Source organism: Streptomyces sp. NPDC051940, from assembly GCF_040680895.1.
Lineage (GTDB): Bacteria > Actinomycetota > Actinomycetes > Streptomycetales > Streptomycetaceae > Streptomyces.
On record NZ_JBFAXR010000011.1, the window covers coordinates 19,718 to 32,210 of the forward strand.

Below are 12,493 nucleotides of genomic sequence, written 5' to 3' on the forward strand. Positions count from 1 at the left end.
CCCCGCCGCCGTGGCCGGCCCGGTGCGCTGAGGCGAACAGGATGCGCACCGGGCCGGAGTTGTCGGGGTCTCAGCTCACCGTCCGCACGACCCGGACCGCGCCGGGCGGGACCGCGAGGCGTCCGTCGACGCCGTCGCCGGTGAGCAGTTCCCGGCCGGGCGCGTCGAGGGGCACCTTGACCTCGGCGGCGGTGTGGTTGATGGCGAAGACGAACTCGCGGCCGTCCTCGCCCCGGCGCCGTACCACCTCGACGTCGCGCGGCAGGTCCGCCCGCTCGGGCAGCGAGGCGTCGGCGGCGGCCAGGCCCAGCACGGTGTCCAGCGCGGCGGTGTCCAGCCGGGTCGAGACGTACCAGGCGGTGCCCGCGCCGACGCGGTGCCGGGTGATCGCGGGGCGGCCGGCGGCGGGCCCGTCGGCGTACGACCAGACGGCCTCGGCGCCGTGCGGGACGACGAACTCCGTCCACACGTCGCCGGTCAGCTCCGCCTCGTCCGGGCCGGTCAGCGTCACGTGCCGGCCGGGCAGCAGCGGGGCGAACTCCTCGACCGTCAGGCCGAGGACGTCGCGCAGCACGCCCGGGTAGGCGCCCGGGTGGACGCCGTCGTGCTCGTCGACGATGCCGGAGAAGTACGACACGACGAGCGTGCCGCCGCCCTCCGCGTACGCGCGCAGATTGCGGCCCGCCGCCTCGGAGGCGAGGTACAGCGCGGGCACCACGACCAGCGGATACGCCGTGAGGTCCGCGGTCGGGGGCACGAAGTCGACGGTGAGGTGGCGGTCGTAGAGGGCCTCGTAGTACGAGTCGAGGCGCTCGCGGGCGTCGTGGTCCTCGGTCGGGCGCCACTCCAGGCGCTGCGCCCACCACGACTCCCAGTCCCACACCACGGCCGCGTCGGCGACGGTCCGGGTGCCGCGGATCTCGCCGAGCGCGGCGAGGTCCGCGCCGAGCGCGCGCACCTCCCGCCACACCCGGGTGTCCGTGCCGCCGTGCGGCAGCATCGCCGAGTGGAACTTCTCCGCGCCGCGCCGCGAGGCCCGCCACTGGAAGAACATCGCGCCCTCGGAGCCGCGGGCGACGTGGCCGAGGGAGTTGCGGGCCATCTCGCCGGGCGCCTTGGCGGGGTTGCGGGGCTGCCAGCTGACCCCGCTGGTCGAGTGCTCCAGCAGCAGCCACGGCGCGCCCCCGGCGACGCCGCGGGTGAGGTCGGCGGCCAGGGCGAGGTTGACGTGGGTGCGGCGGCCGTCGGTGATCAGGTAGTGGTCGTTGGTGACGAGGTCGACCTCGGAGCCGAAGGCCCAGTAGTCCATGGACTCGCACTGCGAGGGGGCGGTCATGAAGTTGGTGGTGACGGGCACACCCGGGCTCAGCTCGTGCAGCAGATCGCGCTCGGCGGTGAAGTTCGCCCGGATCTGCGCGCCCGCGAAGCGCTGGTAGTCCAGCTCCTGGGCGGGGTTGACCACGGTGGGCGTGGCGCGGGGCGGGTTGATCTGGGCGAAGTCGCCGTAGCGCTGGCTCCAGAAGGCGGTTCCCCAGGCGTCGTTGAGCGCCTCGACGCCGCCGTAGCGGCCGGCGAGCCACTCGCGGAACGCGGCGGCGCAGGTGTCGCAGTAGCAGGCCGAGACCGGGACGCCGTACTCGTTGTTGACGTGCCACATCGCCACCGCCGGGTGCGCGCCGTAGCGGCGGGCGAGCTGTCCGGTGACGGCGCGGGCGGCCGTGCGGTACGCCGGTGAGCTGTGGCAGATCGCGCCGCGCGAGCCGAACTCGTAGCGCATGCCCTCCCGGGTCACCGGCAGCGCCTCGGGGTGGGCGCGGTAGAACCAGGCGGGCGGGGAGGCGGTGGGGGTGCCGAGGTCGACGCGGATGCCCGCCTCGTGGAGCAGCGCGACGATCCGGTCCAGCCAGCCGAAGTCGTAGCGGCCGGGCTCGGGTTCCAGGACGGCCCAAGAGAAGATCCCGACGCTGACCATGGTCACACCGGCCTCGCGCATCAGCGCCACGTCCTCGGCCCAGACCTCCTCGGGCCACTGCTCGGGGTTGTAGTCCCCGCCGAAGGCGAGCCGGTCGAGGCCCTTCGGGGCGTGGTGCGGCATGGGTCTCTCCTACTGGCTCGGGCTGCGCTGTGAACGTGCACACTCCATCTGGGCTGTGCACGTTCACACAACGAGATCATCGCTGCGACAGCAAGATAACCGCATGAGAACAACCATTGACAAGTGTCGGTTCTGTTTCTCTACTGTGAACGTTCACAAGACCACCCAGGGATTGATCACGACCTCGTCAGGGAGAGGGACACCCTCATGAAGATCCGTGTTACGGCTGCCTGCACCGCGGTGGCGCTGGCCGCCGGAGTCCTGCTGACCGGCTGCGGCTCGTCCGGTGACGGCGACACCGACGCCGCCGACTCCGGGCCCGTCAGCCTCACCTACTGGGCCTGGGCGCCGGGCCTGGACAAGGCCGCCGCGGTGTGGAACGAGAAGCACCCGGAGATCAAGGTCACCGTGCAGAAGCAGGCGTCCGGCGACGACCTCGTCACGAAGATCATCACGGCTGCCAAAGCGCACAAGGCGCCGGACCTGATCCAGGCCGAGTACCAGGCCCTGCCGACCATGATCAGCAACGACATCCTGGCCGACATATCCGACGAGGTGGGCGGGTCGAAGAAGGACTTCCCCGACGGACTGTGGCAGCAGGTGACCCTCGGCTCGGACGCCGTGTACGCGCTGCCCCAGGACTCCGGTCCGCTGATGTTCTACTACCGCCAGGACCTCTTCGAGCAGTACGGCCTCAAGGTCCCCACCACCTGGGACGAGTTCGCCGAGACCGCGCGCGCCGTGAAGAAGGCGGACCCGAGCCGGTCGCTGACCACATTCTCGGCCACCGACCCGGGCCTGTTCGCCGGCCTCGCCCAGCAGGCGGGCGCCCGGTGGTGGACCACCGAGGGCGAGACGTGGAAGGTGGCGCTCTCCGACGACGCCACCACGAAGGTCGCGGACTTCTGGGGCGGTCTGGTGAAGGAGGGCGCCGTCGACAACCAGCCGATGTACACCCCCGCCTGGAACAAGGCCCTGAACACCGGCAAGCAGATCGCCTGGGTGAGCGCGGTGTGGGCGCCGGGCGTGCTGTCGTCGGTCGCCCCCGACACCAAGGGCAAGTGGGCGATGGCCCCGCTGCCGCAGTGGACCGCGGGCGAGCAGACCACCGGCAGCTGGGGCGGCTCGACGACGGCCGTCTCCACGGACTCCAAGCACAAGGAGGCCGCGGCGAAGTTCGCCACCTGGCTCAACACCGACCCCGAGGCGCTGTCCGTGCTCGTGAAGGAGGGCGGCATCTACCCGGCCGCCACCGCCGCCCAGTCCGGTGACGTCCTCACCACGCCCGAGTTCTTCGCCAACCAGCCCGACTTCTACGCCACCGCCGCGCAGATCTCGCAGACCACGTCGCCCGCCGCCTGGGGTCCGAACGTCAACGTCGCGTACCAGTCCTTCAAGGACGCCTTCGGCAAGGCGGCCAAGGACAAGGCGGACTTCGGCTCAGCGCTGACGGCCATGCAGGACGCGACGGTCGCGGACCTGAAGAAGCAGGGCTTCGAGGTCGGCGAGTGACGACGGCACGCCGGAAGGCGTACGGCCCGCGCCGGGCGCCGTACGCCTTCCTCCTCCCGGCCGGCGCGCTGTTCGTGCTGTTCTTCGCCCTGCCCATCGGCTACGCGATCTATCTGAGCCTGCGCAAGGTCGAGGTCAAGGGCCTAGGTCTGGGCAAGGGTTCGCGCTCGGAGACCTGGGCGGGTCTGTCGAACTACTCCGCCGCGTTCCACGACTCCGAGCTGCTGCACGGGGCGCTGCGGGTGCTGGGCTACGGGCTGATCGTGATCCCGGTGATGCTGGGGCTGGCGCTGGTGTTCGCCCTGATGCTGGACGCCGAGCGAGTACGCGGGGCGTCCTTCAGCCGGCTGGTGATCTTCCTGCCGTACGCCATCCCCGGCGTGGTGGCGGCGACCCTGTGGGGCTTCCTCTATCTGCCGGACGTCAGCCCGCTGCACTGGGCGCTGCGGGAGCTGGGGCTGCCCGAGCCGGACCTGCTGGACGGCGGACCGCTCTACCTCGCGCTGTCGAACATCGCGGTGTGGGGCGGCACCGGCTTCAACATGATCGTCATCTACACCGCGCTGCGCGCCATCCCGGCCGAGGTGTACGAGGCGGCGCGGCTCGACGGCTGCTCGCAGCTGCAGACCGCGCTCCGCATCAAGATCCCGATGGTCGCGCCGTCGCTCGTCCTCACCTTCTTCTTCTCGGTGATCGCGACGCTGCAGGTGTTCAACGAGCCGATGACCATCAAACCCCTCACCAACGCCATGTCCACCACCTGGAGCCCGCTGATGAAGGTCTACTCGGACGCCTTCGTGAACGGCGACATCTACTCCGCGGCCGCCTCCGCGGTGCTGATCGCGCTCGTCACGCTGGTGCTGTCCTTCACCTTCCTGAAGACGGTGGGCTCCCGTACGAACCGGGAGGACGCCCGATGAGCGACCTCGCCCTCTCCCCCGGCCGTTCCGGGCGCCGTTCGGCGCCCGCGGCCGGGACCACGCCCGGCACCGCGCAGGGTCCGCCGCGCCGCCGGATCGCGCTGGTCCCGTCGGTGGCACTGCTGCTCGGGGCGCTGTACTGCCTGATCCCGGTGGCCTGGGTGGTGATCGCGGCCACCAAGTCGGAGAGCGAGCTGTTCTCGACCTTCACATTCGCGCCCGGCACCGGCCTGTTCGACAACATCGCGGAGCTGTCGGCGTACCGCGACGGCCTGTACTGGCGCTGGCTGGCCAACACCGCCCTGTACGCGGGCGCGGGCGCGCTGCTGTCCACCGCCGTCTCGGCGCTGGCCGGCTACGCGCTCGCGGTCTACCGCTTCCGCGGCCGCGAGCCGGTCTTCAACGTGCTGCTCGCCGGCGTGCTGATGCCGCCGGTGATCCTCGCCGTCCCGCAGTACCTGCTGCTGGCCAAGGCGAACCTGACGGACAGCTACCTCTCGGTGCTGCTCCCGGTCATCCTCTCCCCGTACGGCATCTATCTGGCCCGCATCTACGCCGCGGCGGCGGTCCCGGCGGAGGTCGTCGAGGCGGGTCGGATGGACGGCGCGAGCGAGTGGCGGATCTTCTACCGGATCGCGCTGCCCATGCTGCAGCCGGGGCTGGTGACGGTGTTCCTGTTCCAGTTCATCGCCGTCTGGAACAACTTCCTGCTGCCGTTCATCATGCTCGGCGACGACAAGCGGTTCCCCCTCACGCTGGGTCTGTTCACGATGCTGCGCCAGGGCGCGCAGACGCCGGCCATGTACTCGCTGGTGATCACCGGGGCGCTGCTGGCCGTCGTACCGCTGATCGCGCTGTTCCTGGTCATTCAGCGTTTCTGGAGCCTGGACCTGCTGTCCGGGGCCGTAAAGTCCTGAGCAGTGGCCGGGCCGATGAGGAAAGATCTGAAAGCATGACACGTACGGACGGCCACACGGGCCGCGCGGGGGACCGGCGCCGGGCCCCCACCATCCACGACGTGGCGCGGGTCGCCGGCGTGTCGCGCGGCACCGTCTCCCGGGTGCTCAACGGCGGGCAGAACGTCAGCCCCGCCGCGCTGGAGGCGGTGAACGCCGCGATACGCAAGACGGGTTACGTCGTCAACCGCGCCGCACGGCAGATGGTGACCGGCCGCTCGGGTTCGGTGGCGTTCCTGCTGACCGAACCGCAGGAGCGGCTCTTCGACGACCCGAACTTCAGCAATCTGCTGCGGCTGTGCACGGCCGAGCTGGCCCTGCACGACATCCCGCTGCTGCTGATGATCGCGGGTACGGAGGACGAGCGCCGGCGCAATATGCGGTACATCACCGCCGGTCACGTCGACGGCGTCCTGCTCATCTCCAGCCACTTCGGCGACCCGGTGACGGCGGAGCTGAAGAAGGCCGGGGTGCCGCTGGTGATGTGCGGCAAGCCGATGGACCACAGCGCCAAGGTCGCGCACGTCGCGGCCGACGACCGGGACGGCGCGCGGGACATGGTGCGCTATCTCGTCGAGTCGGGGCGGCGCCGGATCGCCACGGTGACCGGTCCGCTGGACACCCCCGGCGGGGTGGACCGGCTGGCGGGTTACCGTGACTCGCTCACCGCGGCGGGGCTGCCGGCGGACGAGGCGCTGATCGCGACCGGCGACTACAGCCGCCGGAGCGGCGAACTGGCCGCGGAGCAGCTGCTGGAACGCGCCCCGGACCTGGACGCGGTGTTCGTGGCCTCGGACCTGATGGCGCAGGGCGTGCTGGCGGCGCTGGAGCGCGCGGGCCGCCGCGTGCCGCAGGACGTGGCGGTGGGCGGTTTCGACGACTCCCCCGCGGCCACGGCGGCACGCCCGGCGCTGACGACGATCAGGCAGCCGTACGACCGGATCAGCGCGGAGATGGTCCGGGTGCTGCTGGCGCAGATCGACGGCGACGACCCGGCGGCGGTGATCCTGCCGACGGAGCTGGTACGGCGGGACTCGGCGTAGAACGGCGGGACTCGGCGTAGGACGGCGGGGCGGGGCACGCGGTCGTGCCCCGCCCGGCGGTCGTGTCCGCCAGGATCCCCGGGCGCCCTACTCAGCGCACCAGCAGCCCTTCTGAGTAGCCGTACTCATGTCCGTCCCACGCCCCCCGAGCAGACTTCGGGGCATGAGACGAACCTCTGGCAGACGCCAACACGCCCTGCGCACCGCCGCCGTTGCGTCCCTGTGCGCCCTCGTGCTCGCCGGCTGCGGCACCAAGGGCGCGGACGACGGGAAGGCCGGCGGACGCGGGCAGGTGGCGGCCGAGCCCGCCGCCGATCCCGGAGAGGGCGGCGGGGACGCGGAGTTCATCGACTTCATGCAGATGCTGGTCGACGTCGCCGGTCCGTGCGTCGCAGACCCACCCACCCCCGACGACGAGGAGGAGACCGGCGCGCCGCACGCCCCCACCGCCTCGCCGCCCGAACTGGAGCCGGCGGACGAGGCACCGCCCAGCACCGACGCCCTGGCGCCCCGTGATCCCGCCGTGGAGCTGAGCGACGCGGAGAAGTGCGCGGCGGCCCGCCACACCGCACGCGTCGACAAGGCCCTCGCGGGCACCCCGGACCCCTCCCGCACCCAGGTCGCCGACGCGCTGCGGCGCCTCGGCTACATCGACGAGCGCGTCGAGGTCCCCCAGCTCCCGGCGGGCGGCGGCGTGGACTTCACCCTCGATCTGCGGGTCATGGGCGGCGCGCTCTGCCTCGACGGCCACGTCGCCGCCGGGCGGACCACCGGCACGCCGTACGGGGCGGTCGCCGAGGTCCCGTGCGCGGGGTCGCGCGCAGTGCACTGAGACCACACCGACAGAAGCAGGCAGCATGTGATCACAAACCGATCACATAACTCCCTTCAATGATCGAACACTTACACCCGCTGGCAAGATCAATGCCGTTCGATCATCTGAATGCAAGCTACACGCATCAAAGGGAGCATCCCATGCGCAAGTTCGGGCGCACCGGCGTCGTGCTGATGGCGATGGCCGGCATGTTCGTACTCAACCAGGGCACCGCCCAGGCGTTGGAGACGTACTGCTGGGCCGAGGACGGCGACGCCGGCGGTGTGTCGTGCCAGATCTGGCACGAGGCGGACGGCCAGCACGTCGACTCCGTGAAGTTCGACGCGTACGGCGAGCATCTGACGATCTACGACCTCGTCGAGGACGGCAAGGGCGTGATGGCCGAGGTCAACGGCCAGCCGTACTGGGGCGCGCCGTCCGCCTACGGCCCGATCGAGTTCAACCTGAGCATCGCCGAGGGGACGAAGGTGACGCTGACCTCCTGCCAGACCAACAACGGCAGCGTCTACGACTGCGCCTCGAGGACCGCCACGGCCTGAAGCCCCCGGCACCACCGGAACCACCCGGCGGACCGCCCCGCAGCCCACCCGGCAGCGGCGCGGTCCGCCGGTCGCGTTCCACGGCCCAAGACACGACGACACGACCATTGACACCCCCCGGAAGACGTCCGCTACTGTCACGCCAGCATTTCGAACGCATGACGAAATATCGAACGTGACGGAGGGCCAACTGCCGTGCGTATCACCGGCATCAGCATCCATGTCGTGGGCACCCCCTGGCGGAACCTCACCTATGTGCGGGTGCACACCGACGAAGGACTGACCGGCGTCGGCGAGACCCGGATGCTGGGCCGCACCGACGCCCTGACCGGCTATCTGCGCGAGGCCGAGCGCAACCACATCGCCGGCTCCGACCCGTTCGCGGTCGAGGACCTGGTGCGCCGGATGAAGTACGGCGACTACGGGCGGGCCGGCGAGATCGTCATGTCCGGCATCGCGGTCGTGGAGATGGCCTGCTGGGACATCAAGGGCCAGGCGCTGGGCGTACCGGTGTGGCAGCTGCTGGGCGGCAAGGTGACCGACAGGGTCAAGGCGTACGCCAACGGCTGGTACACCGTCGAGCGCACCCCCGAGGCGTTCCACGCCGCCGCCCGCAGGGTCGTCGAGCGCGGCTACCGGGCGCTGAAGCTGGACCCGTTCGGCACCGGGCACTTCGAGCTCGACCACGCCGAGTCCCTGCGGTCCGTCGCCCTGGTGGAGGCGGTCCGCGACGCCATCGGCCCGGAGGCGGAGCTGATGGTGGAGATGCACGGCCGGTTCAGCCCCGCCACCGCGGTGCGCCTCGCCCGCGAGCTGGAGCCGTTCCGGCCCGCGTGGCTGGAGGAGCCGGTGCCGCCGGAGAACCTCAAGGCGCTGGCCAAGGTCGCCGGGAAGACCGACCTGCCGATCGCGACCGGGGAGCGGATCCACGACCGGATCGAGTTCCGCGAGCTGTTCGAGTCGCAGGCGGCCGACATCATCCAGCCCGACCTCGGGCACATCGGCGGCATCCTGGAGACCCGCAAGCTGGCCGCCACCGCCGAGACGCACTACATGCTGATCGCCCCGCACAACGTGGGCGGCCCGGTGCTGACCGCCGCCTCGCTCCAGCTCGCGGGCTGCACGCCGAACTTCAAGATCCTGGAGCACTTCAACGACTTCGCCGACGCGGAGATCAAGAAGGTGGTCAAGGGCGCCCCCGAGGTCGTCGACGGCTACTTCCAGCTGCCGCAGGCCCCGGGCCTCGGCGTCGAGCTGGACGTAGACGCCGCCGCGGAGTTCCCGCAGCAGCAGGCCCGCTTCGACCTGTGGGCCGAGGGCTGGGAGAAGCGCGACCCGGCCGGGGAGCAGCGGTGACGCCCACGGCGTACGACGCGATCGTCCTGCGACGCCCCGGCGACTGGAGCCTGGAGCGCGTCGAGGCGCTCCCGCCCGGCCCGGGCGAGGTCCGGGTCCGGGTGCACGCCGCCGGCATCTGCGGCAGCGACCGCGAGGTCTACGACGGCACCCGCCCCCTGGACTACGTCCGCTACCCCGGCACCCCGGGGCACGAGTGGGCCGGCACGGTCGAGGCCGTCGGCGACGGCGTCGACCGCGCGCTCACCGGCCGCAAGACCGTCGCCGAGGGCTTCCGCAACTGCCAGACCTGCGAGCGCTGCCGTACCGGTGAGACCAGCCTGTGCGCCGCCCCGTACGACGAGACGGGGTTCACCCGGCCCGGCGCGTTCGCCGCGTACGTCACCGTCCCCTCCCGGCTGCTGCACCTCCTGCCCGACGACGCCGACCTGCGGGCCGCGGCCCTGCTGGAGCCCGCCGCGGTCGTCTCCTCCGCGCTGCTCACGGCCCGCCCGCAGCCCGGCGAGCGGATCGCCGTCGTCGGCGGCGGCACCCTGGGCCTGATCGCCGTACAGCTGCTGGCCGCCTACTCCCCCGCCGAGCTGCTGCTCGTCGAGCCGCGCGCCGAACGCGCCTGGCAGGCGCCGCTGTTCGGCGCGAGCGCCACGGCCCACCCGGACCGGGCCGCGGGAAGCTTCGACCTGGTCGTCGAGACCGCCGGCGCCCCCCGTTCCGCCGCCCTGTCCGTCGCGCTCGCCCGTCGCGGCGGCCGGGTGGTGCTCACCGGCATCCCCGAGCCGGGCGCCGAGGGCATCGACCCGATCGACCTGGCGATGCGCCAGGTCGCCGTCCACGCCGTCTTCGGCGCCCCGTCCCGGGCCTGGTCGTACGCCGTACGCGCCTTCGGCACCGGAGCGCTGTCGCCGGCCGCCCTCATCACGCACGAGCTGCCGCTCGCGGAGTACGGCAAGGCGGTCCAGCTCGTCGGCAGCGGCGATCCGGAGGTCGGCAAGGTTCTGCTCCACCCCTGAACAGCGCCCGTCCGGGTACCGCACCTCCGTACGTCGCAGACTTCGAATGGCGTCCGAAATACCGAACAAGCAAGACCCGCCCGGAAAGACCGCACAGGAACCACCGCTCCCGCCCCGAAAGGACCCCCGTGTCCCACTCCCCCGGCGAACCGGCCCTCGGCCGTCTGGGCTTCGGCCCCGGCGATCCGAACCCGGCCGACGCCTCCCCGCACACCTTCCCCGACGGAGGCCGCTGGCGCACCGAGATACCCTCCGTCGAAGGCCCCGAAGCCCTCGCCGTCGTACTCAAGGAAAGCGAGCAGCTCGCGGTCCCCGTGCACCGCATCAGCCAGGGCAGCGGCGTGTGGATGCTCACCGACGCCGAGATCACCGAGATGGTCGCCGCCTGCGGCGAACGCGGCGTCGAGCTGAGCCTGTTCACCGGCCCCCGCGGCACCTGGGACACCGGCGCCGCCACCCGCACCCCGTCCGGCGGCGCCGGACTGCGCGCCCGCGGCCACGACCAGCTCGCCGGCTGCGTCGAGGACGCCGTCCGCGCCGCCGGACTCGGCGTCAAGTGCCTCCTGGTCGCCGACGAGGGCGTGCTGTGGCTGCTGCACCGGATGCGCGAGGCCGGCGAGCTGCCAGCCGACACCACGATCAAGGTCTCCGCGCTCGTCGGACCGGTCAACCCGGCGGCGTACAGCGTCTGGGAGCGGCTCGGCGCCGACTCCCTCAATGTGCCCTCCGACCTGACCCTGCAGCACCTCACCGAGATCCGCCGGGTCAGCCGCGCCCCCGTCGACCTGTACGTCGAGGCGCCCGACGACCTCGGCGGCTACGTCCGGATGTACGACGCGGCCGAACTCATCCGCCGGGCCGCCCCGGTGTACCTGAAGTTCGGCCTGTCCAAGGCCCCCGGCATCTACCCGTACGGCGCGCACATGCGCGACACCGTGCTGGCCACCGCACGCGAGCGGGTCCGCCGCGGCCGTCTCGTCCTCGATCTGCTGGCCCGGCTCGGCGCCGACGCCGGCATGTCCCCCCTGGGCTCCCGGCTCCCCGGCGAGCTCAACCGTTTCCCCCTCCCCGCCCATGAAGGGAACTGACCACTCCATGCGAAACAACCGAGCCGCGCGCCTGCGCACCGCCGCCACCGCCCTGACCGCCGTGCTGGCACTCGGCGCACTCACCGCCTGCGGGCAGGACAGCGAAGGAGGGAGCAAGAACCAGGACACCGGCGACGCCAAGGGCGGCACCATCGGCATCGCGATGCCCACCAAGTCGTCCGAGCGCTGGATAGCCGACGGCGACAACATGGTCAAGGAACTCAAGGCCATGGGCTACAAGACGGACCTGCAGTTCGGCGACGACAAGGTCGAGAACCAGGTCGCCCAGATCGAGAACATGATCTCCAAGGGCCACAAGGCCCTGGTGATCGCCGCGATCGACGGCTCGTCCCTCACCGACGTGCTCGCCAAGGCCAAGGAGGCGGGGGTCGCGGTCATCGCCTACGACCGTCTCATCCGCGGCACGGAGAACGTCGACTACTACGCCACCTTCGACAACCACAAGGTGGGCGAGCTGCAGGCGCAGTACATCGTCGACTCGCTGAAGCTGGACGAGAAGACCGGCGAGAAGTTCAACGTCGAGCTGTTCGCCGGCTCCCCCGACGACAACAACACGCACTTCTTCTTCGAGGGCGCGATGGAGACCCTCAAGCCCTACCTGGACAAGGGCCAGCTGACCGTCAAGTCCGGGCAGACCGAGCTCAACCAGGTCTCCACGCTGCGCTGGGACGGCGGCACGGCGCAGAAGCGCATGGACGACCTGCTCAGCAAGAACTACACCTCCGACGACGTCGACGCGGTCCTCTCGCCGTACGACGGCATCTCCATCGGCATCCTCTCCGCGCTGAAGAGCGCCGGCTACGGCAGCGGCGGCAAGGCGCTGCCCGTGGTCACCGGCCAGGACGCCGAGCTGGCGTCGGTGAAGTCCATCATCGCGGGCGAGCAGACGCAGACGGTCTACAAGGACACCCGCAAACTCGCCAAGCAGGCCGCGCAGATGACCGACGCGGTGCTGACCGGCGGCAAGCCGGAGGTCAACGACACCGAGTCGTACGAGAACGGCGTGAAGACGGTCCCGGCGTACCTGCTGGACCCGGTGAGCATCGACAAGACCAACTACCAGACGCTCGTCGACGAGGGCTACTACACCGCGGGGCAGCTCAAGTGACACACCCCCA

Annotated in this window: 11 protein-coding genes; 10 read left to right on the top strand and 1 reads right to left on the bottom strand. The window is 71.3% G+C overall.

All coding sequences use genetic code 11. The features are described 5' to 3' along the window. Positions 1-70 precede the first annotated feature (70 nt). Positions 71-2,095 (bottom strand): beta-galactosidase, encoded by a 2,025-nt coding sequence (locus tag AB0M28_RS07260; protein ID WP_365399142.1) that lies wholly within the window; start codon positions 2,093-2,095, stop codon positions 71-73. Between the two features lie 207 nt (positions 2,096-2,302). On the opposite strand from AB0M28_RS07260, the gene AB0M28_RS07265 reads away from it, so the two are divergent. The 10 genes from AB0M28_RS07265 (at position 2,303) to chvE (ending at position 12,483) form a co-directional block, all read left to right on the top strand. Then, positions 2,303-3,607, top strand: a complete 1,305-nt coding sequence (locus tag AB0M28_RS07265) for an extracellular solute-binding protein (RefSeq protein WP_365399145.1) — start codon at positions 2,303-2,305, stop codon at positions 3,605-3,607. Beyond that, positions 3,604-4,527: a sugar ABC transporter permease gene (locus AB0M28_RS07270; protein WP_365399148.1), complete on the top strand. Its 924-nt coding sequence runs from the start codon at positions 3,604-3,606 to the stop codon at positions 4,525-4,527. The genes AB0M28_RS07265 and AB0M28_RS07270 overlap by 4 nt, the downstream gene beginning before the upstream one ends. After that, entirely contained in the window at positions 4,524-5,444 is a 921-nt protein-coding gene (locus AB0M28_RS07275; protein WP_365399151.1) for a carbohydrate ABC transporter permease, read from the top strand. The genes AB0M28_RS07270 and AB0M28_RS07275 overlap by 4 nt, the downstream gene beginning before the upstream one ends. 35 nt (positions 5,445-5,479) lie before the next feature. Further along, positions 5,480-6,526: a LacI family DNA-binding transcriptional regulator gene (locus AB0M28_RS07280; protein ID WP_365399153.1), complete on the top strand. Its 1,047-nt coding sequence runs from the start codon at positions 5,480-5,482 to the stop codon at positions 6,524-6,526. Positions 6,527-6,689: 163 nt separating this feature from the next. After that, on the top strand, positions 6,690-7,358 hold the full coding sequence (locus AB0M28_RS07285; protein ID WP_365399156.1) for a hypothetical protein: 669 nt from the start codon (positions 6,690-6,692) through the stop codon (positions 7,356-7,358). A 143-nt stretch (positions 7,359-7,501) separates the two neighbouring features. Next, on the top strand, positions 7,502-7,900 hold the full coding sequence (locus AB0M28_RS07290; RefSeq protein ID WP_365399159.1) for a hypothetical protein: 399 nt from the start codon (positions 7,502-7,504) through the stop codon (positions 7,898-7,900). A 195-nt stretch (positions 7,901-8,095) separates the two neighbouring features. Then, positions 8,096-9,256 carry a mandelate racemase/muconate lactonizing enzyme family protein gene (locus AB0M28_RS07295; RefSeq protein WP_365399161.1) on the top strand — a complete coding sequence of 387 codons (1,161 nt, stop codon included), beginning with the start codon at positions 8,096-8,098 and terminating at the stop codon, positions 9,254-9,256. A gap of 20 nt (positions 9,257-9,276) precedes the next feature. Further along, positions 9,277-10,266, top strand: a complete 990-nt coding sequence (locus AB0M28_RS07300) for an alcohol dehydrogenase catalytic domain-containing protein (protein WP_365399371.1) — start codon at positions 9,277-9,279, stop codon at positions 10,264-10,266. 128 nt (positions 10,267-10,394) lie between these two features. Continuing rightward, positions 10,395-11,354: a hypothetical protein gene (locus AB0M28_RS07305; protein WP_365399164.1), complete on the top strand. Its 960-nt coding sequence runs from the start codon at positions 10,395-10,397 to the stop codon at positions 11,352-11,354. Positions 11,355-11,361: 7 nt separating this feature from the next. Beyond that, positions 11,362-12,483: a multiple monosaccharide ABC transporter substrate-binding protein gene (gene chvE / locus AB0M28_RS07310; protein WP_365399167.1), complete on the top strand. Its 1,122-nt coding sequence runs from the start codon at positions 11,362-11,364 to the stop codon at positions 12,481-12,483. Positions 12,484-12,493: the final 10 nt, after the last annotated feature.

Coding starts and splice junctions, on each gene's coding strand:
- AB0M28_RS07260 (WP_365399142.1), bottom strand. CDS start 2,095: ATGCCGCACCACGCCCCGAAGGGCCTCGACCGGCTCGCCTTCGGCGGG.
- AB0M28_RS07265 (WP_365399145.1), top strand. CDS start 2,303: ATGAAGATCCGTGTTACGGCTGCCTGCACCGCGGTGGCGCTGGCCGCC.
- AB0M28_RS07275 (WP_365399151.1), top strand. CDS start 4,524: ATGAGCGACCTCGCCCTCTCCCCCGGCCGTTCCGGGCGCCGTTCGGCG.
- AB0M28_RS07280 (WP_365399153.1), top strand. CDS start 5,480: ATGACACGTACGGACGGCCACACGGGCCGCGCGGGGGACCGGCGCCGG.
- AB0M28_RS07285 (WP_365399156.1), top strand. CDS start 6,690: ATGAGACGAACCTCTGGCAGACGCCAACACGCCCTGCGCACCGCCGCC.
- AB0M28_RS07290 (WP_365399159.1), top strand. CDS start 7,502: ATGCGCAAGTTCGGGCGCACCGGCGTCGTGCTGATGGCGATGGCCGGC.
- chvE (WP_365399167.1), top strand. CDS start 11,362: ATGCGAAACAACCGAGCCGCGCGCCTGCGCACCGCCGCCACCGCCCTG.